This window comes from Paraburkholderia kururiensis (genome assembly GCF_034424375.1).
Lineage (GTDB): Bacteria > Pseudomonadota > Gammaproteobacteria > Burkholderiales > Burkholderiaceae > Paraburkholderia > Paraburkholderia kururiensis_A.
On record NZ_CP139965.1, the window covers coordinates 3809693 to 3830919 of the forward strand.

The window sequence follows — 21227 nt, forward strand, 5'->3', positions numbered from 1 at the left end:
TTCTTTGTCCGCGTTAGGCGTTTTGTTACATTACGGGCAACTTCTCGCGAAGTTAGATGGCAAGGCCGCAACGCACGACAAATATTTGCCCTGCCCAGATAACGATTTTGGAATTCCTTGGAGATCTCTCAATGAAAAAGTCGCTTCTCGCGCTCGCAGCCCTTGGCGCGTTCGCTGGCGTTGCTCACGCACAGAGCAGCGTCACGCTGTACGGCATTATCGATGAAGGCTTCAACATCAATACGAATGCCGGCGGCAAGCACCTTTACAACCTGTCGAGCGGCGTCATGCAAGGCAGCCGCTGGGGCCTGCGCGGCACGGAAGACCTGGGCGGTGGTCTCAAGGCGATCTTCGTGCTGGAAAACGGCTTCGACGTGAACACCGGCAAACTGGGCCAAGGCGGCCTTGAGTTCGGCCGTCAAGCGTATGTTGGCCTGTCGAGCCCGTACGGCACCGTGACGCTGGGCCGTCAGTATGACTCCGTGGTCGACTTCGTTGGCCCGCTGGAAGTCGGTGACCAGTGGGGCGGCTACATCGCTGCTCACCCGGGCGACCTCGACAACTTCAACAACGCTTATCGCGTGAACAACGCGATCAAGTTCACGAGCGCTGACTACGCTGGCCTCAAGTTCGGCGCCCTGTACAGCCTCGGTGGTGTGTCCGGCGACTTCAGCCGTAACCAGATCTTCTCGTTCGGCGCCGGCTACAACAACGGCCCGCTGGTTCTCGGTGTGGGTTACTTGAACGTGCGCAATCCGAACGTCAGCTTCTTCGGTAACAGCACCTCCGGCACGGTCAGCGGCACGGTGTCGAACGTCAGCTCGCCGGTCTACTCGGGCTACGGTTCGGCGCACACGTATCAAGTTATCGGCGCAGGCGGCGCATACACGTTCGGCGCAGCGACCGTTGGTGCAACGTACTCGAACATCAAGTTCTATAACTTGGGCTCGTCGTACGCATCGGCCTTCGCAGGTCAAACTGCCACGTTCAACAATGCTGAAGTCAACTTCAAGTATCAACTGACGCCCGCCTTGTTGATCGGCACGGCGTACGACTATACGCAGGGCTCCAAGATCAACGGCAATTCGGCCGCGAAGTACCATCAGTTCTCGCTTGGTACCGACTACTTCCTGTCGAAGCGCACCGATGTCTACGTGATCGGTGTGTACCAGCATGCATCTGGCGATACGGTTAGCTCGAGCGGTAACAGCGTCGTTCCCGCCGTCGCCGGTATCAACGGCCTCACCGCATCGTCGAACAAGAACCAGTTGACGGCGCGTGTCGGTATCCGTCACAAGTTCTAATAAGTCGGAACAAAGTAGTTTGTAGTCTCAAGGCGCCCTCGGGCGCCTTTTTTCTTGGTGTTGTTGATTGGGCGATGTAGCCCGCCCTTCCTGCCCCTACCGGCAGAACAGCGCCTAAAAAACCCGCCCGACTTTGCGTCCGGCGGGCTGGCTCGCAAGACGCGATGATCGGGGTAGCTAAACGCAGCCCCCAGTCGGTTGCCATGTGACTACTTCGTGCGCAAAAAACCAGGCGCTAGACACATTTCCAACCGCCACGCACCTCATGCGCTTCCGTCACGCAGTTCCCGTCGCAAGATCTTGCCGACATTACTCTTCGGCAGCTCGGCGCGAAACTCGATGATCTTGGGCCGCTTATAGCCCGTTAGCTGCGTCTTGCAGAACGCGAAAACGTCCGTGTCGGTAAGCGCCGGATCCTTCTTGACGATGACGAGCTTCACCGCCTCGCCCGAATGCGCATCAGGCACTCCCACCGCGGCAACCTCGAACACCCCGGGAAGTTTCGCGACCACGTCCTCGATCTCGTTCGGGTACACGTTGAAGCCGGACACCAGAATCATGTCCTTCTTCCGGTCGACGACCTTCACGAAACCGCGCGCGTCCATGACCCCGACGTCGCCCGACTTGAAGAAGCCATCGAACGTCATCACCTTGGCCGTCTCTTCGGGGCGGTTCCAGTAACCGGCCATCACCTGCGGACCGCGGATGCAGATTTCACCCGGCTCGCCGAGTGGAACCTCGTTGCCTGCGTCGTCCCGGATCGAAACCTCGGTGGACGGCAGCGGTAGGCCGATCGTCCCGCTGTACTCCGTCACCGTTGCCGGGTTGCAGGTTACGCACGGCGATGTTTCGGACAACCCATAACCTTCGATGATCGGCGTATGGGTACGCTCGAACCACCGTTTCGCGACAGCTTCCTGAACCGCCATACCGCCACCATTCGCAACGAGCAGATTCGAAAAGTCGAGCTTGTCGAAGTCAGGATGGTTGAGCAAAGCGTTGTAGAGCGTGTTAACCGCCGGAATCGTCGTGATCGCGTAGCCCTGCAGTGCCTTGATCGTGCCCGCTATGTCGCGCGGATTCGGAATCAGGACGCCGAGGCCGCCCGTCCGGATCGTCAGCAGGCCACACACCGTCAGCGCGAACACGTGATAAAGCGGCAACGCGACCACGGTGACGAACTGTTCGATGTCGGGACGTTTGCGGCGCGCCACATCCAGCCATGCATGCGATTGCAGAACGTTCGCAATGATGTTCCGATGCAGCAGGGTCGCCCCCTTCGCCACGCCGGTCGTGCCGCCCGTGTATTGGAGAAACGCGACGTCGTCCGCGCTCTGCTCCACGCGCTCAAAGGTCTGCCGGCCGCCTGCGCGCACGGCATCGTTGAAACCCACGTGCCCCGGCAAGGTCCACTCGGGAACCATCTTCTTCACGCGGCGCACGACGAAGTTAACGAGCACGCCTTTCGGTCCCAACAGGTCGCCCATCGTTGCGACCACCACGTGCTTCACTGCCGTGTTTCGGATAACCGCCTGCAGCGTAATCGCGAAGTTCTCGAGAATGATGATGGCTTCGGCGCCGCTGTCCTTGAGCTGATGCTCGAGCTCGCGCGGCGTATAAAGCGGATTGACGTTCACCACCACGTAACCCGCGCGCAGGATCGCGGCGAGCGCCACCGGGTATTGCAGCACGTTGGGCATCATCACGGCGATGCGGGCGCCACATGGGAGGCCACGCGACTGAAACCACGCACCGAGAGCACGTGACAGTTCGTCGAGCTGTCCGTACGTGATCTGCTTACCCATGCAGGCGAACGCCCCTTTCGCGCGATATTGCCGAAAACTTTCCTCGAGCAAGTCCGTAATGGACGCGTACTGGCTCGGATCGATCTCGGTTGGAACGCCGGGCGGATAGGACTTTAGCCAGATTTTTTCCATGCCGCGTCTCCTCCTGAATTTTCGAATGGTCGTGCTAAAAACTGGCATCCTAGCACGGGGACGCAGGCGGTTTCGAAGCTGGACAAGCAGTTAGATTTCGGCCTCGAATACGTTCGGGCGCGCCGTGAGGGCCGCCCACAACAACGGCACGAACTCATTCTCGGACCGGCTCCACTTCGACGAGGCAGTCGTAGAACGTTGCGGAACGGCCTAGATCCGTCAGGGCCTGGCTCGTGACCTGGTTCGCGTTGCACCCGTCCGGCGCAAGCTTTTTCCACCAGATCGACAGGCCGACGACGACACCCTCGCGCGCCCGGTCCGTCACGCGGGCGCGGGCTCGCATCGCACCGCGGTCGTTGAAGATATGCACTTCGTCGCCTTCGGCTATGCCTCGCACGGCCGCGTCCGCCGGGTGGATGTCGAGATGAGGCGTCCCTTCGGTGGAGCGCAAGCTCTCGACGTTCACGAACGTGCTGTTCAGGAAGTTGCGCGCCGGCGGTGAAATCATGGCAAGCGGATAGCGGGCCGCGAGGTCCGGCGAGCCTTCGGCCGATTCATGAGGCGGCAAATAGTCCGGCAGCGGATCGAGACCCTCTTTCGAAAGACGGTCGCTAAAGAACTCGCACTTGCCAGACGGCGTACGAAAACCGCCGTTGGCGAAGGGCGCCTCGGGTAACGCAAGTTTCGCCCAGCCCGACGCTTTTATTGACTCCCAAGTCACGCCCTTGAGCGCCGGATCATTCCAACGATAAGCAATCTTGGCCACGGCTTCGTCGCTATCGTAAAGCGCTGGCTCGGCGAGGCCCATCGCGCGCGCGATGCCGCGGAAAATCTCCGTATTCGGGCGCGCCTCGCCAACCGGCGGAATCGCCGGGAGATTCGCCATCACGTAGGTGTGGCCGTACGATTTGTGGATGTCGAGATGCTCTAGCTGCGTCGTCGCCGGAAGCAGCAAATCGGCATAGTCGGCCGTATCGGTCTGGAATTGCTCGAGCACAATGGTGAACAGGTCCTCACGCGCAAAGCCCTTCGCAACGCGTACGGAGTCCGGCGCCACGGCAACCGGATTCGAGTTATAGACGACGATTGCCTCCAGTTTCGGCCCGAACTCGTCGTCACCAGGATGCAGCAACGCGTTGCCGATCTCGTTCATATTGACGACGCGCGGAAGTTTCGATGGCCAACCCGGAATCAGATCGGGCCGCTCGAGCGCGTGGTTGTCGACCGGCGCCCAGCCCGACGACGAGAGCATCAACCCGCCCGCGCGATGCCGCCATGCGCCCGTGAGCGAAGGCAAGCAGGCGATCGCGCGTACCGCGTTGCCGCCGCCACGCACACGTTGCAATCCGTAGTTCGCACGAATAGCGGCTCGCCTGGTCGACCCATAGAGCCGGGCGAGATCGACGACCGTTTGCTCCTCGATGCCACACACGCGCGCGGCGCGAGTCGGCGTCCACGCCAATGCCCGAGCCTTTAACTGCTCGAATCCGTATGTATGTTCGGCGATGTACTCGTGATCGAGCCGGTCTTCCGTAATTAGCACGTGCATCATGCCAAGCGCGAGCGCGGCGTCCGTGCCCGGCTTGAGCGCGACGTGCTCGTGGCATTTCTCGGCGGTCAGCGAGCGGTATGGGTCGATCGCGATGAGCCTCGCGCCGTTGCGTTTCGCCTCTTGCATGCGCGTCCATACGTGCAGGTTCGACGCGATAGGGTTGCCGCCCCAGATCAGAATGACCTCGGCTTCGGAGAAGAACTCACTGTGCATGCCGATGCTCGCGCCATAGGTATAGCGCAAGCCGGCCGCACCGGCAGCGGCGCAGATGGTACGGTCCAGCCGCGAGGCCCCAAGCTTGTGAAAGAACCGCTGAGCAATGCTCTCGCCCTGCACAAGCCCCATCGTGCCCGCGTAGCTGTACGGAAGAATCGCTTCGGGTGTCCGGGCCGCGATTTCAGAAAGCCGAGCGGCAGCGATCGAGTACGCCTCATCCCAACTGATAGCCTCGAACTGACCTTCACCCTTGTGGCCGACCCGCTTCATCGGCACCGTTAAGCGATCACGGTGATGGACGCGCTCCGCGTATCGACTCACTTTCGTGCACAGCACTCCTTGCGTGGGCGGATGATCTGGATCGCCGGCGATCCTGGTTGCCCGGCCATTTTCTACGGTGACCCGCATCGCGCAGGTGTCGGGGCAGTCATGCGGACAAACGGCGCGGGCGAATTCTACTGGAGCGTTCATATGGGCGGCCACGGACGTATTTCGAATACCGAAGCGGTGATTCTATTACGTTCTGCACGCGTGCCAGGTCGGCCAGAAGGGGGATTCCGGCGGGAAAATCGGGCGAGCGTAGAATGGTCCGATCTGTCGCGGCGATCGCCGCACATCACGAGACACCAAGACGAATGCCATGAGATTGATCCCTGAAATCGAGGCCGCGCACGGCGAAATCCAGACTCTCCGACGAACGATTCACGCTCATCCCGAACTGCGCTACGAGGAAACCCGAACAGCCGACCTCGTCGCCGCGAAACTCACTGAATGGGGCATCGAGGTTCATCGCGGCCTGGGTAAGACAGGGGTGGTGGGCGTACTCAAGCGCGGTCACGGAACGCGCTCTGTCGGACTGCGAGCCGATATGGACGCCCTGCCGATCCAGGAACTCAATGGCTTCGAGCATCGCTCTCGTAATGAAGGAAAGATGCATGCGTGTGGACACGACGGGCACACCGCGATGCTGTTGGGCTCGGCGCGGTATCTCGCGCAGCATGCGGAATTTGACGGAACGATTGTGTTTATCTTCCAGCCGGCCGAAGAAGGCGGAGCCGGCGCGCAAGCGATGATCGACGACGGCCTTTTCACGAGGTTTCCCGTGGACGCGGTGTTTGGCATCCACAACTGGCCCGGCTTGCCTGAAGGACATTTCGGCGTCAGGGAAGGACCGATCATGGCGTCGAGCAACGAGTTCCGGATCGACATCAAGGGCGTCGGATCTCACGCAGCACTACCGCACAACGGCCGCGACCCCGTGTTCGTCGCGGTACAGGTCGCCAACGGCCTGCAAAGCATCGTCACGAGAAACAAGAAGCCGCTGGACACCGCGGTGCTTTCAATCACCCAGATTCATGCCGGCGACACTGTGAATGTTGTTCCGGACGACGCATGGCTTGCTGGCACTGTGCGAACGTTCACGACCGAAACGTTGGACATGATCGAGACGCGCTTGCGGAAGATCGCAGAAAGTACCGCTGCAGCCTACGACTGCGGCGTGACGGTGAGCTTTCACCGTAACTACCCGCCCACGGTAAACAGCGCCAAAGAGACGCAATTTGCCGCCAGGATAATGGCAGAAGTGGTTGGACCGGGAAACGTCGAGACCAACATAGAGCCGACCATGGGTGCTGAGGACTTTTCGTTCATGTTGCTTGCCAAACCCGGTTGCTACGCGTTCCTCGGCAATGGCGACGGTGGACATCGGGAAGCAGGACACGGCGCCGGGCCTTGCATGCTGCACAACGCGAGCTACGACTTCAATGACTCGTTGCTTCCGGTGGGTGCGACTTACTGGGTGCGGCTAGCCACACAGTTTCTCTTGCAAAGCGAGTGAGTAAGCGTCTGCGTCTGGCGGCGGATGGTACCAGCGATTTGGTTGATGATAGTGCTCTGGGGCCTCAGCCAGCCGGGATTGCCAAGGTGAAATTCGACCTAGGCTACGCGTAGTGCGCCCAGTAGTGCTGGTGAAGGGCTTTGTACCCTGCATTAAGCGGCGGGGGAGAGTCGGGGGCGAGGCTGACCTGCTCCCCGCGTTTAGTACTGTGACGGTGTAGAGTCCGTTCCAGAGAGGAACGGCAATGAAAAAGCGATTCACCGAAGAACAAATCATCGGCATCTTGAAGGAAGCCGAGGCCGGGCTGAAGCCGGCGGAGCTGTGCCGCAAGTACGGCATATCGGAAGCGACCTACTACAACTGGAAAGCGAAGTTCGGCGGGATGACGGTCTCCGAAGCGCAGCGCCTGAAGGAACTGGAGCAGGAGAACAACAAGCTCAAGCGCCTGTTGGCCGAATCAATGCTCGACAACGCCGCGCTGAAGGACCTGTTAGCCCGAAAGTAGCAAGCCCGCAGGCCAGGCGCGAAGCGGTCCGGATCTTGATGTAGTGGCCTAATGAACCCGGACACTGATTTAGGCGAGAATGCTCGCCATGGAGAGGTGTCTGATGCCGAAGCAACGTCGTTCGTTTTCCCCCGAGTTCAAACAGCAAGCAGCCAGCCTGGTGCTTGACCAGGGCTATAACTTTTCAGAGGCGAGCCGTTCGGTCGGCGTCGGCGAGACGGTGCTGCGCCGCTGGGTGCAGCAACTTCAGATGGAACGCCAGGGCGTCACGCCGAAGGGCAAGGCAATCACGCCGGATCAACAGCGTATTCAGGAACTCGAGGCGCGTATCGAACGCCTCGAGCGTGAGAAGGCCATTTTAAAAAAGGCTACCGCGCTCTTGATGTCGGAAGGCATCGAACGTACGAAGTAATTGATCAGATTGGCGCAAGCGAATCGGTCGAGCTGATCTGCGCGGTATTCGACGTGTCGCGGTCCTGCCTGTATGCCCACCGAGGGCGAGCCCGACGTGTTGATGCCGAGCGAATGGCACTGCGTAGCCGGGTACACGAGCTGTTCATCGAGAGTCGAAGCTCAGCCGGCAGTCGCAGCATCATGGGCATGATGCGCGAGGAAGGTACGGCGATTGGCCGCTTCAAGGTCAGCCGCTTGATGGAAGAGCTGGGGTTGATTTGCAAGCAACCCGGCAGTCATGCGTACAAACAGGCGACGGTTGAGCGGATCGATATTCCGAACCATCTCAACCGTCAGTTTGAGGTTGGTGCGCCGAATCAGGTCTGGTGCGGCGACATCACGTATGTCTGGGCACAAGGCCGTTGGCATTATCTGGCGGTCGTGCTCGACCTGTTCACGCGGCGAGTTGTCGGTTGGGCTTTCTCGACACGCCCGGACGCCGATTTGGTCGTGCGGGCGTTGGAGATGGCCTACGAGCAACGAGGCCGACCGCAAGGGTTGTTGTTTCACTCGGACCAGGGCGGCCAATACGCAAGCCGGAAGTTCCGTCAGCGTCTGTGGCGCTACCGGGTAAAGCAGAGCATGAGCCGTCGTGGAAATTGCTGGGACAATTCCCCGATGGAGCGGCTGTTCCGCAGCTTCAAGACGGAATGGCTGCCGTCAGTGGGTTACATGTCGGCGCAGGAAGCACACCGGGATATCAGTCACTACCTGATGCATCGGTACAACTGGATACGGCCGCATCAGTTCAACGACGGACTGGCGCCCGCTGTCGCGGAAGAAAAACTTAACGCAGTGTCCGGAATCAGTTGACCACTACAGCTGATTGAGGAATGGCGTATCGAGTACAACACCGAGCGGCCTCATAGTTCACTCGACTATCTGACATCCGTGCAGTTCGCTCAGGCGCACGATGCAAAACAGCAGTTTTTAACCTCGGACTCTAACTGCAGTTCGGACTAAAACCGGGGGCAGGTCAAGGCGGGTAATGGTGGGCGCGAAGACGAATAACCGTCGGCGCAAAGCCAAGACCCCGCCTTTTGAGGGGCGGGGTCTGTATCGGCAAGGGGAGCCTGACGATTACCTACTTTCACACGGGCAATCCGCACTATCATCGGCGTGGAGTCGTTTCACGGTCCTGTTCGGGATGGGAAGGGGTGGGACCGACTCGCTATGGTCATCAGGCATGACGGGTTGCTGCGTCGCTGGGGGCGTAGGTAGCCCGGCTGCGGCGCAGCCAATCGGGAAGCAGCGTGGTAATGGGGGTTGTGACTGGGCACAACGCGCAACTGTGGCGGTGTGTGTCTGAAACACACCGGTTATAGGATCAAGCCTTACGGGCAATTAGTACCGGTTAGCTTAACGCATTACTGCGCTTCCACACCCGGCCTATCAACGTCCTGGTCTTGAACGACCCTTCAAGGGGCTCGAAGCCCCGGGGAAGTCTCATCTTGAGGCGAGTTTCCCGCTTAGATGCTTTCAGCGGTTATCTCTTCCGAACATAGCTACCCGGCGATGCCACTGGCGTGACAACCGGTACACCAGAGGTTCGTCCACTCCGGTCCTCTCGTACTAGGAGCAGGCCCCCTCAAACTTCCAGCGCCCACGGCAGATAGGGACCAAACTGTCTCACGACGTTTTAAACCCAGCTCACGTACCTCTTTAAATGGCGAACAGCCATACCCTTGGGACCGGCTACAGCCCCAGGATGAGATGAGCCGACATCGAGGTGCCAAACACCGCCGTCGATATGAACTCTTGGGCGGTATCAGCCTGTTATCCCCAGAGTACCTTTTATCCGTTGAGCGATGGCCCTTCCATACAGAACCACCGGATCACTATGACCTGCTTTCGCACCTGCTCGACTTGTCGGTCTCGCAGTCAAGCACGCTTATGCCATTGCACTATCAGCACGATTTCCGACCGTACCTAGCGTACCTTCGTACTCCTCCGTTACGCTTTGGGAGGAGACCGCCCCAGTCAAACTGCCTGCCATGCACTGTCCCCGATCCGGATTCACGGACCTGGGTTAGAACCTCAAACAAGCCAGGGTGGTATTTCAAGGTCGGCTCCACGCAGACTGGCGTCCACGCTTCACAGCCTCCCACCTATCCTACACAGACCGGTTCAAAGTCCAATGCAAAGCTGCAGTAAAGGTTCATGGGGTCTTTCCGTCTAGCCGCGGGTAGATTGCATCATCACAAACACTTCAACTTCGCTGAGTCTCGGGAGGAGACAGTGTGGCCATCGTTACGCCATTCGTGCAGGTCGGAACTTACCCGACAAGGAATTTCGCTACCTTAGGACCGTTATAGTTACGGCCGCCGTTTACCGGGACTTCAATCAAGAGCTTGCACCCCATCATTTAATCTTCCGGCACCGGGCAGGCGTCACACCCTATACGTCCACTTTCGTGTTTGCAGAGTGCTGTGTTTTTATTAAACAGTCGCAGCCACCAGTTTATTGCAACCCCTTCACCCTTCCGGCGCAGGCCGGTCAAGCTACCAGGGCGTACCTTATCCCGAAGTTACGGTACCAGTTTGCCGAGTTCCTTCTCCCGAGTTCTCTCAAGCGCCTTAGAATACTCATCTCGCCCACCTGTGTCGGTTTGCGGTACGGTCAACGTGAAACTGAAGCTTAGAGGCTTTTCCTGGAACCCCTTCCAGTTGCTTCGCAGCCGAGGCCGCTCGCGCCACACCCTTGAATTGCGTGCCCGGATTTGCCAGGGCACCTTCTCCAATGCAGCGACCGGGACTTCCAACACCCGGACAACCTTCCGCGATCCGTCCCCCCATCGCATTTCACGCCGGTGCAGGAATCTTGACCTGCTTCCCATCAGCTACGCATTTCTGCCTCGCCTTAGGGGCCGACTCACCCTACGCCGATGAACGTTGCGTAGGAAACCTTGGGCTTACGGCGAGGGGGCCTTTCACCCCCTTTATCGCTACTCATGTCAGCATTCGCACTTCCGATACCTCCAGCACACCTTCCGGTGCACCTTCGCAGGCTTACGGAACGCTCTCCTACCATGCAGATAAATCTGCATCCGCAGCTTCGGTACATGGCTTAGCCCCGTTACATCTTCCGCGCAGGACGACTCGATCAGTGAGCTATTACGCTTTCTTTAAAGGGTGGCTGCTTCTAAGCCAACCTCCTGACTGTTTTAGCCTTCCCACTTCGTTTCCCACTTAGCCATGTTTGGGGACCTTAGCTGGCGGTCTGGGTTGTTTCCCTCTTGACACCGGACGTTAGCACCCGATGTCTGTCTCCCGTGATTGCACTCTTCGGTATTCGGAGTTTGCTATGGCGAGGTAATCCGCAATGGACCCCTCAACCATGACAGTGCTCTACCCCCGAAGGTGATACACGAGGCACTACCTAAATAGTTTTCGGAGAGAACCAGCTATTTCCAGGTTTGTTTAGCCTTTCACCCCTATCCACAGCTCATCCCCTGACTTTTCAACGTCAGTGGGTTCGGCCCTCCAGTACGTGTTACCGCACCTTCAGCCTGGCCATGGATAGATCACCTGGTTTCGGGTCTACACCCAGCGACTGGACGCCCTGTTCGGACTCGCTTTCGCTACGCCTGCCCTATACGGTTAAGCTCGCCACTGAATGTAAGTCGCTGACCCATTATACAAAAGGTACGCCGTCACCCCTTTCAGGGCTCCGACTGTTTGTATGCATGCGGTTTCAGGATCTGTTTCACTCCCCTCCCGGGGTTCTTTTCGCCTTTCCCTCACGGTACTGGTTCACTATCGGTCGATCACGAGTATTTAGCCTTGGAGGATGGTCCCCCCATCTTCAGACAGGATTTCACGTGTCCCGCCCTACTTGTCGTACACCCAGTTCTTCCACAATGCTTTCGCCTACGGGGCTATCACCCGCTATGGCCGCACTTTCCAGAGCGTTCAGCTAACACTGCAGATAAAGAGTACAGGCTGCTCCCATTTCGCTCGCCACTACTCTGGGAATCTCGGTTGATTTCTTTTCCTGCGGCTACTTAGATGTTTCAGTTCGCCGCGTTCGCCTCACATGGCCTATGTATTCAGCCACGGATACTCCAGAAGGAGTGGGTTTCCCCATTCGGACATCTCCGGATCAAAGCTTGTTTGCCAGCTCCCCGGAGCTTTTCGCAGGCTACCGCGTCCTTCATCGCCTGTGATCGCCAAGGCATCCACCACATGCACTTGTTCGCTTGACCCTATAACGGGTGAGTCTCGTCCCCAATGGAGACATGACCACAACCGCTACAGGTTGAGTTCTCGCGTTGTGCCGTATTCCAATGCCATCTTGCAATGGCCCTGAGATACTTCGATACAATCACAACCCTGACTGACCTACTCACGCCCATCTCACAAGGCGCTTTCGCATCAGTCAAATTACTGCTGCTTCCTGATTGTTAAAGAACGACAGCGGCATCAACTTCATGCCGTCTGGCTGGCAGTCGCCAGGGCGCAGTACCCGCCTTCATGCGGATGCTGCGCGCTGGGGACTGGTGGAGGCAGACGGGATCGAACCGACGACCCCCTGCTTGCAAAGCAGGTGCTCTCCCAGCTGAGCTATGCCCCCTCACCGACTCCTGCAGGGAACTGCCCGTCACAGACAAAGTTGGTGGGTCTGGTTGGATTCGAACCAACGACCCCCGCCTTATCAAGACGGTGCTCTAACCGACTGAGCTACAGACCCCTGAGTCTGTCATTCATACAGCCGACAAGTGTGAGCGCTCTGACTTTGGACGCGCTGCTCTGGAAAGGAGGTGATCCAGCCGCACCTTCCGATACGGCTACCTTGTTACGACTTCACCCCAGTCATGAATCCTGCCGTGGTGACCGTCCTCCTTGCGGTTAGACTAGCCACTTCTGGCAAAACCCACTCCCATGGTGTGACGGGCGGTGTGTACAAGACCCGGGAACGTATTCACCGCGGCATGCTGATCCGCGATTACTAGCGATTCCAGCTTCATGCAGTCGAGTTGCAGACTGCAATCCGGACTACGATCGGTTTTCTGGGATTGGCTCCACCTCGCGGCTTCGCAACCCTCTGTTCCGACCATTGTATGACGTGTGAAGCCCTACCCATAAGGGCCATGAGGACTTGACGTCATCCCCACCTTCCTCCGGTTTGTCACCGGCAGTCTCCCCGGAGTGCTCTTGCGTAGCAACTGGGGACAAGGGTTGCGCTCGTTGCGGGACTTAACCCAACATCTCACGACACGAGCTGACGACAGCCATGCAGCACCTGTGTTACGGCTCCCTTTCGGGCACCCCCGGCTCTCACCAGGGTTCCGTACATGTCAAGGGTAGGTAAGGTTTTTCGCGTTGCATCGAATTAATCCACATCATCCACCGCTTGTGCGGGTCCCCGTCAATTCCTTTGAGTTTTAATCTTGCGACCGTACTCCCCAGGCGGTCAACTTCACGCGTTAGCTACGTTACTAAGGAAATGAATCCCCAACAACCAGTTGACATCGTTTAGGGCGTGGACTACCAGGGTATCTAATCCTGTTTGCTCCCCACGCTTTCGTGCATGAGCGTCAGTATTGGCCCAGGGGGCTGCCTTCGCCATCGGTGTTCCTCCACATCTCTACGCATTTCACTGCTACACGTGGAATTCCACCCCCCTCTGCCATACTCCAGCGCTGCAGTCACCAATGCAGTTCCCAGGTTAAGCCCGGGGATTTCACATCGGTCTTACAGCACCGCCTGCGCACGCTTTACGCCCAGTAATTCCGATTAACGCTCGCACCCTACGTATTACCGCGGCTGCTGGCACGTAGTTAGCCGGTGCTTATTCTTCCGGTACCGTCATCCACCAGAGGTATTAGCCCCGATGATTTCTTTCCGGACAAAAGTGCTTTACAACCCGAAGGCCTTCTTCACACACGCGGCATTGCTGGATCAGGGTTGCCCCCATTGTCCAAAATTCCCCACTGCTGCCTCCCGTAGGAGTCTGGGCCGTGTCTCAGTCCCAGTGTGGCTGGTCGTCCTCTCAGACCAGCTACGGATCGTCGGCTTGGTAGGCCTTTACCCCACCAACTACCTAATCCGCCATCGGCCGCCCCTTGAGCGCGAGGCCCGAAGGTCCCCCGCTTTCCTCCTCAGAGCGTATGCGGTATTAATCCGGCTTTCGCCGGGCTATCCCCCACTCCAGGATACGTTCCGATGTATTACTCACCCGTTCGCCACTCGCCGCCAGGCCGAAGCCCGCGCTGCCGTCCGACTTGCATGTGTAAGGCATGCCGCCAGCGTTCAATCTGAGCCAGGATCAAACTCTTCAGTTCAAACCTGTTACTGTCTCTGTCCGTCTCCGGACAGGTCGCTCAACTCGGTACTGACAGGTCGTGAATCTCTTCACTACCTTCCTTACCGTGTGAGACTCTTGATACCTTTGCTTCCCGGCAACTTCACGTCACCGGGCGCGCCGCCATCAAGCGCCCACACTTATCGGCTGTAAGTTTTTAAAGATCGTTCGCCGCACCACCAGGACACTTCACCCCGGTACCGCCTGCGTCGCTGCATCAGCAGCAGAGAAACGAGATTATGAAGACTTCCGGGTCAGCCGTCAACAGGTTTTTTACCGCTTCCACCCTGCCAGCCTCACCACCACCTCCCCGGAACGCCCCGCCACGCGGGCCTTCCCGTCTCTCCCCGCCCCGGCTCCCGGAGCGCGAAAGAGCGAGATTCTAGTCACCCCGCACACGCCTGGCAAGCAGTTTTTTTGGATTGACCTCTATCGGTGTTTGAATGCCGGCTTGCGCTTCTCCACAAACGCCGCCATTCCCTCTTTCTGATCTTCCGTTGCGAACAACGAATGGAAAAGCCGGCGCTCGAAGTGAACACCTTCGGCAAGCGTCGTCTCATATGCACGATTAACCGATTCCTTCACCATCATCACGGCCTGCAAAGGCATTTCCGCGATCGTGGCCGCAGCCGCCATCGCTTCGTCGATCAATGAGGCAGCCGGGATCACTCGCGACACAAGACCGGCACGCTCAGCCTCCTCTGCATCCATGAACCGCGCCGTGAGACACATATCCATCGCCTTCGCTTTCGATACGGCGCGCGGCAAGCGCTGCGTGCCACCGGCGCCCGGCATGATGCCCAGCTTGATCTCGGGTTGCCCGAACTTTGCCGTGTCGGCAGCAAGGATGATGTCGCACATCATTGCCAACTCGCACCCGCCTCCCAACGCAAAACCGGCCACGGCCGCGATGATCGGCTTGCGGATCGATCGCACCGTCTCCCAATTCCGGGTGATGTAATCGCCCTTGTAGACGTCCATGAAGCTATACGTCGCCATCATGCCGATATCCGCACCGGCCGCGAACGCCTTCTCGCTGCCTGTCACCACGATCGCACCAATGCCATCGTCCGCGTCGAAGGTGCGCAGCGCTTCACCCAGTTCATCCATGAGCGCGTCGTTCAGCGCATTCAATGCCTTGGGCCGATTCAACGTGACGAGACCCACCCTGCCGCGGGTTTCCACCAAGATGTTTTCGTATGCCATGCGTCCTCCGGTTTCAAGGTGACGCGCGAACAAAACGTTTCGCGCGGAAATTTGATTGATGCTAACATTTGCCAACCAACCGGTCGGTCAATTAATTGACACGGACTCATCTAACGCCTATCTTCTTTCGCCCGCCATGACACACCCGCTCTTCAGCAGACACGAGGTCACGCTTCAAAAGGCGCTGGCTGCCATCGAGACACGCGGCTACTGGAGTCCGTTCAGCGAAATGCCCAGCCCCAAAGTGTACGGGGAAACAGCAAGCGCGGACGGTGAAGCGGCATTCAAGGCCCATCTGAATCGGGCCTTCCAGCTGGACCAACCGGCGACGGGCGATACCATCGGCAGCGAAGCTTCTCCATTCGGCTTCGCGCTCGGCATCCGTTACCCTCGTTCCGAGCCGGATCAGCTGATCACAGCGGCAGCTAGCGCCCAGAAACGTTGGCGCGAAGCAGGCCCGACGGCATGGGTCGGCGTGAGCCTCGAAATTCTCGCCCGACTGAATCGCGCGAGCTTCGAAATCGCTCATAGCGTCATGCACACAACCGGACAAGCCTTCATGATGGCGTTCCAGGCGGGCGGCCCGCACGCGCAGGACCGCGCCCTCGAAGCGGTCGCATACGCGTGGGACCAACTGCGCCGCATTCCAGCCACCGCGTACTGGGAGAAGCCACAAGGCAAGAACCCACCGCTCGCGATGCACAAGCGCTACACGATCGTGCCGCGCGGCACGGGCCTCGTCCTCGGCTGCTGCACGTTTCCGACCTGGAATGGCTATCCGGGCCTGTTCGCCGACCTCGCAACAGGCAACACAGTCATCGTCAAGCCGCATCCCGGCGCCATTCTGCCGCTCGCCATCACCGTACGCATTGCGCGCGACGTGCTGCGGGAAGCGGGCTTCGATCCGAATGTCGTGATGCTGCTCGCGACGTCTCCTGACGACGGCGCACTCGTCCAGACGCTGGCTCAACGCCCCGAAATCAGGCTGATCGACTTCACAGGCAGCACGCAAAACGGTACATGGCTCGAGCGGCATGCGGTGCAGGCACACGTCTCCACTGAGAAAGCGGGTGTCAACCAGGTCGTGATCGATTCCGCCAACGACATCAAGGCGGCCGCGCGCAACATTGCCTTCTCTCTCGCGCTTTACTCCGGTCAAATGTGTACGGCGCCCCAAAACATTTACATTCCGCGTGATGGTGTCCGGACCGCCGACGGAACGTTGAGCTTCGACGACACGGCCGCTGCCATAGCGTCGGCCGTAGAAAAGCTCGTGGCCGATCCCGCCCGCGCAGTCGAGATACTGGGCGCCATCCAGAACGACGGCGTCATGCGCCGCATCGATGAAGCCCGCACACTCGGCCGCGTACTGGTGGACAGCGGCACGCTCGAGCATCCGCAGTTTCCGGAAGCCCGCGTCCGTACGCCGCTCCTCCTGCAACTCGACGCCGCCAAGGACGCCACAACGTTCACCCACGAATGGTTCGGGCCCATCGCGTTCCTTATCGCTACCGATTCCACAGCGCAGTCCCTCGAACTGGCGGGGTCCATTGCTCGCGATCACGGCGCGTTGACGCTCTCCGTGTACAGCACCGACGACGCCGTAATCGATGCCGCGCACGAGGCTTCGATCCAAGGCGGCGTCGCTCTTTCCATCAACCTGACGGGCGGCGTATTCGTCAACCAGTCCGCAGCGTTCTCGGATTTCCACGGCACGGGCGCCAATCCCGCCGCCAACTCTGCCCTGACCGACGCGGCATTCGTCGCCAACCGCTTCCGTGTCGTTCAAAGCCGGGTTCATGTTGAGCCCAAAACACCGACTGCGGAAGTCGGCCAGACGGCATAGGCCATCAGGCCGAATAGCACGCGCCTTGCGGGCTCCCTAATATGAACGAGCCGACGAACCGGAACCTCGCCCCGTTCGCCCTCACGCAGGAATGAACCCACGATGACCGACGCTTTTATCTGCGACGCAATCCGCACGCCGTTTGGCCGCTACGGCGGCGCCCTCAAGGACGTGCGCGCCGACGACCTCGCCGCCGTGCCGATCAAGGCGCTCATCGTCCGCAATCCGGGCGTCGCATGGCAAGCGATCGACGACGTACTGTACGGATGCGCCAACCAGGCCGGCGAAGACAACAGGAACGTGGCACGCATGGCCGCCCTGCTCGCCGGCCTTCCGGTAAACGTGCCCGGCGCCACGCTGAACCGGCTCTGCGGATCGGGCCTCGACGCCGTGGGCAGCGCCGCCCGGGCCATCAAGGCAGGTGAGGCGCAGCTCATGATTGCGGGCGGCGTGGAAAGCATGACGCGTGCGCCTTTCGTGATGGGCAAAGCGGCGTCGGCATTTGCTCGTGAGGCGAAGGTCTACGACACGACGATTGGCTGGCGCTTCGTCAATGAGTGGATGAAACGCGAATACGGCGTGGACTCCATGCCGGAGACCGCAGAAAACGTGGCGGTCCAGTTCGGCGTCAGCCGCGCCGACCAGGACGCTTTCGCGCTGCGCAGCCAGGAAAAGGCCGCGCGCGCTCAACAAGACGGCACGCTGGCCGAAGAAATCGTCCCGGTCGAAATCGCTCAGAAGAAGGGCGACCCGATAGGCGTGAGCCTCGACGAACATCCACGCAGCACGACGCTGGAAGCACTTGCCAAACTGAAAGGCGTGGTGCGGCCCGACGGCACGGTGACGGCAGGAAACGCATCAGGCGTGAACGACGGCGCGTGCGCGTTACTGCTGGCAAGCGCCAGGGCCGCGGACCAGTACGGGCTGCGCCGGCGAGCACGCGTGATCGGCATGGCGACGGCCGGCGTGGAGCCACGCATCATGGGCATTGGTCCTGCGCCCGCCACAAAAAAGCTGCTCGCCCAAACCGGGCTGTCGCTCGATCAGTTCGACGTAATCGAGCTCAATGAAGCTTTCGCGTCGCAGGGTCTCGCCGTATTGCGCCTTCTCGGCCTTCGCGATGACGATCCTCGTGTCAATCCGAACGGCGGGGCGATTGCGCTGGGTCATCCGCTTGGGGCATCGGGCGCGCGCCTCGTCACCACCGCCCTTCACCAGCTAGAACGCACAGCGGGCCGCTTCGCGCTCTGCACCATGTGCATCGGCGTCGGTCAGGGCATTGCGCTCGCTATCGAGCGTATCTGACGGCACTACGACACCTCAGCCAACGCAACGGAGACAAGGAGACAACCGATGTCCTACGAAGCGATCCGTGTCGAACTCGACGCATCCACGCACGTTGCAACGCTCACCCTGAACCGGCCCGACAAGCTCAACAGCTTCACTCGGGCCATGCATCGCGAAGTGGCAAGCGCGCTCGATAAAGTGGAGGGTGCCAACGCGCGCGCGCTCATTCTGACAGGCGCAGGCCGCGCATTCTGCGCGGGGCAGGATCTCGCCGATCTCGACTTCACGCCCGGCGCGATGACGGACCTCGGTGCCCTCATTGAAGAACACTTCAACCCGCTCGTGAAAAAGCTCCAGTCACTGCCGATGCCCGTCATCGCAGCCGTCAACGGAACGGCGGCAGGAGCAGGGGCAAATCTGGCACTCGCATGCGATATCGTGCTGGCCACGAAATCGGCGAGCTTCATCCAGGCATTCGTGAAGATCGGCCTCGTGCCGGACTCGGGCGGCACCTGGTTTCTGCCGCAACGCGTCGGCATGGCCCGAGCGCTCGGGCTCGCCATAACGGGAGAGCGCCTCGGTGCCGAAAAGGCAGAAAGCTGGGGGCTCATCTGGCAGGCCGTCGACGACGCCGACCTGCCGTCCGCCGCGACCCATCTGGCCACGCAGCTCGCTCAGCAGCCCACGCGCGCTATCGTCGCCACGAGACAAGCCATGCGGCAAAGTGTGACGCATACCCTCGAGCAGCAACTCGACCTGGAACGCGACCTGCAGCGCGACCTGGGCAACTCGCACGATTACATGGAAGGCGTGCAAGCCTTCATGGAAAAACGCGCCCCGCGCTTCCAGGGGCGCTGACATGTCCTCGGCCCATCACCCGCATCCGCCTATGACACCCGACGAACTCGCCCTCTCCACCGCCCAGTCGATGTACGAAGCCGACGCGTGCAGCCGCGCACTAGGCCTCGAATTGCTGGAAGTGGGAGCCGGCTACGCACGCATGCGCATGACCGTGCGGCCCGACTTCCTCAACGGACATCGCATCTGCCACGGCGGCCTCATCTTCACGCTCGCCGACTCCACGTTCGCGTTCGCGTGCAACTCGTACAACATCAACACGGTGGCGTCCGGCTGTTCGATCGAATTCCTGCGGCCGGTGCAACCCGACGAAGTGCTGACCGCCGAAGCGACAGAACAGGCGCTGAACGGGCGCACCGGCATCTACGACATTCGTGTGACGAACCGCGCGGGCGAAACCGTCGCGATGTTCCGCGGCAAGTCCGCGCAGATTCGCGGCCAGGTCGTACCGGTTCCCGAATAGCGCAGCGAGCCGGACCGGATCAGCCCATCCAGGCCTGCCGCACGCATCGCCCTAGTCCCGATTGTTTCGCCTCACGAGCCGCCTACTATTCATAAAGCACCCAGGAGACATCGATGACCACCCCGCTGCCGCTCGAGCCCATCGAAACGGCGAGCCGCGACGAACTCGCCGCCCTGCAACTCTCGCGGCTGAAATGGTCGCTTGCGCACGCCTACGAGAATTCGCCGGTGTACCGGCGCAAATTCGACGAAGCAGGGGTGCACCCAGCGGAGCTCAAGACGCTCGCCGACCTCGCGCGCTTCCCGTTCACGACGAAGCAGGATCTGCGGGACAACTATCCGTTCGGGATGTTCGCGGTGCCGCAGGATCAGATCGCGCGGATTCACGCATCGTCGGGCACCACGGGCAAGCCGACCGTGGTGGGCTACACGGCGCGCGACATCGATATCTGGGCCGGCCTCGTTGCCCGTTCGATCCGGGCGGCCGGCGCGCGGCGCGGCGACAAGGTGCACGTGAGTTATGGCTACGGGCTCTTCACAGGCGGCCTCGGCGCGCACTACGGCGCCGAACGCGCGGGCCTCACGGTCATTCCGTTTGGTGGCGGCCAGACCGAAAAGCAGGTGCAGCTGATTCAGGACTTCAAGCCGGACATCATCATGGTCACGCCGAGCTACATGCTCTCCATCGCCGACGAACTCGAGCGGCAAGGCGTGGACCCGGTGAAGTGTTCGCTGCGCATCGGTATCTTCGGCGCGGAGCCCTGGACCAACGACATGCGCAAGGCCATAGAAGAACGCATGGGCATCGAGGCCGTGGACATCTACGGTCTGTCGGAAGTGATCGGACCGGGCGTTGCATCGGAATGCGTCGAAACCAAGGACGGCCCGACGATCTGGGAAGACCACTTCTTCCCGGAGATCATCGATCCGGACACCGGCGAAGTGCTGCCCGAAGGCGAATTCGGCGAGCTCGTCTTCACGTCGCTCACCAAGGAAGCGCTGCCCATCGTCCGCTACCGCACGCGCGACCTCACCCGACTCCTGCCGGGCACCGCGCGCACCATGCGCCGCATGGAAAAGATCACGGGCCGCTCGGACGACATGATGATCATCCGCGGCGTCAACGTATTCCCGACGCAGATCGAGGAACTGCTGTTGAAGCAGCACGCGCTTGCGCCGTATTACCAGATCGTGCTGACGAAGGAAGGCCCGCTCGATGTCATGACCGTCAACGTCGAGCCATGCCCGGAGACCGCGCCCGACGCCGCCGTTCTGAGGGCGGCGAAAGAAGCGCTCACCTACGACATCAAGGCGTTGATCGGCGTGAGCGCGGTGGTCAACGTGCTGGCCGTGAACGGAATCGAGCGCTCGGTCGGAAAGGCGCGGCGCGTGGTGGATAAACGGCAGGCCAGCCGCTGAGCGAAATGGCAGCACAGCGGGCGGCGGCACGGGCCACGGGAA

Annotated in this window: 10 protein-coding genes, 2 tRNA genes, 3 rRNA genes and 2 pseudogenes; 9 read left to right on the top strand and 8 right to left on the bottom strand. The window is 60.2% G+C overall.

The window, feature by feature from the left end:
• The first annotated feature begins 131 nt into the window (after nt 1–131).
• Nucleotides 132–1304 carry a porin gene (locus U0042_RS17000; RefSeq protein ID WP_114813107.1) on the top strand — a complete coding sequence of 391 codons (1173 nt, stop codon included), beginning with the start codon at nt 132–134 and terminating at the stop codon, nt 1302–1304.
• 263 nt (nt 1305–1567) lie between these two features.
• Here the strand turns inward: U0042_RS17000 and U0042_RS17005 are convergent, their stop codons facing one another.
• Both U0042_RS17005 and U0042_RS17010 read right to left on the bottom strand, forming a co-directional pair.
• Complete coding sequence (locus U0042_RS17005) at nt 1568–3241, bottom strand: long-chain fatty acid--CoA ligase (RefSeq protein ID WP_114813105.1); 1674 nt, start codon at nt 3239–3241, stop codon at nt 1568–1570.
• A gap of 154 nt (nt 3242–3395) precedes the next feature.
• Nucleotides 3396–5480, bottom strand: a complete 2085-nt coding sequence (locus U0042_RS17010; protein ID WP_114813103.1) for a molybdopterin-containing oxidoreductase family protein — start codon at nt 5478–5480, stop codon at nt 3396–3398.
• Between the two features lie 169 nt (nt 5481–5649).
• On the opposite strand from U0042_RS17010, the gene U0042_RS17015 reads away from it, so the two are divergent.
• The 3 genes and pseudogenes from U0042_RS17015 (at nt 5650) to U0042_RS17025 (ending at nt 8767) form a co-directional block, all read left to right on the top strand.
• Nucleotides 5650–6846: a M20 aminoacylase family protein gene (locus U0042_RS17015; RefSeq protein WP_114813101.1), complete on the top strand. Its 1197-nt coding sequence runs from the start codon at nt 5650–5652 to the stop codon at nt 6844–6846.
• Nucleotides 6847–7090: 244 nt separating this feature from the next.
• A pseudogene (locus tag U0042_RS17020) lies at nt 7091–7380 on the top strand (transposase); the annotation flags it as partial.
• Nucleotides 7381–7454: 74 nt separating this feature from the next.
• Nucleotides 7455–8767: pseudogene (locus U0042_RS17025) on the top strand (IS3 family transposase).
• Between the two features lie 108 nt (nt 8768–8875).
• On the opposite strand, the gene rrf reads toward U0042_RS17025, so the two are convergent.
• The 6 genes from rrf to U0042_RS17055 all read right to left on the bottom strand — a co-directional run bounded on the left by rrf (nt 8876) and on the right by U0042_RS17055 (nt 15313).
• Nucleotides 8876–8989: ribosomal RNA gene (rrf, locus tag U0042_RS17030) — 5S ribosomal RNA — on the bottom strand.
• Between the two features lie 138 nt (nt 8990–9127).
• A 23S ribosomal RNA gene (locus U0042_RS17035) occupies nt 9128–12008 on the bottom strand.
• 292 nt (nt 12009–12300) lie between these two features.
• A tRNA-Ala gene (locus U0042_RS17040) sits at nt 12301–12376 on the bottom strand.
• 40 nt (nt 12377–12416) lie between these two features.
• Nucleotides 12417–12493: transfer RNA gene (locus U0042_RS17045), tRNA-Ile, on the bottom strand.
• 63 nt (nt 12494–12556) lie between these two features.
• Nucleotides 12557–14087: ribosomal RNA gene (locus tag U0042_RS17050) — 16S ribosomal RNA — on the bottom strand.
• The 16S, 23S and 5S rRNA genes sit together here with 2 tRNA genes alongside, the layout of an rRNA operon.
• Before the next feature lie 449 nt (nt 14088–14536).
• Complete coding sequence (locus U0042_RS17055) at nt 14537–15313, bottom strand: enoyl-CoA hydratase (RefSeq protein ID WP_114814101.1); 777 nt, start codon at nt 15311–15313, stop codon at nt 14537–14539.
• 136 nt (nt 15314–15449) lie between these two features.
• On the opposite strand from U0042_RS17055, the gene paaN reads away from it, so the two are divergent.
• From paaN to paaK, 5 genes are all read left to right on the top strand, one after another.
• Nucleotides 15450–17159, top strand: a complete 1710-nt coding sequence (paaN, locus tag U0042_RS17060) for a phenylacetic acid degradation protein PaaN (RefSeq protein ID WP_114814100.1) — start codon at nt 15450–15452, stop codon at nt 17157–17159.
• Between the two features lie 102 nt (nt 17160–17261).
• Nucleotides 17262–18464, top strand: coding sequence for a 3-oxoadipyl-CoA thiolase (pcaF, locus tag U0042_RS17065; RefSeq protein ID WP_114814099.1), 1203 nt, complete (start codon nt 17262–17264; stop codon nt 18462–18464).
• A gap of 48 nt (nt 18465–18512) precedes the next feature.
• On the top strand, nt 18513–19304 hold the full coding sequence (gene paaG / locus U0042_RS17070) for a 2-(1,2-epoxy-1,2-dihydrophenyl)acetyl-CoA isomerase PaaG (protein ID WP_114814098.1): 792 nt from the start codon (nt 18513–18515) through the stop codon (nt 19302–19304).
• A gap of 31 nt (nt 19305–19335) precedes the next feature.
• Complete coding sequence (gene paaI / locus U0042_RS17075; RefSeq protein ID WP_198665391.1) at nt 19336–19767, top strand: hydroxyphenylacetyl-CoA thioesterase PaaI; 432 nt, start codon at nt 19336–19338, stop codon at nt 19765–19767.
• A gap of 113 nt (nt 19768–19880) precedes the next feature.
• Nucleotides 19881–21185, top strand: coding sequence for a phenylacetate--CoA ligase PaaK (paaK, locus tag U0042_RS17080; protein ID WP_114814096.1), 1305 nt, complete (start codon nt 19881–19883; stop codon nt 21183–21185).
• Nucleotides 21186–21227 lie beyond the last annotated feature (42 nt).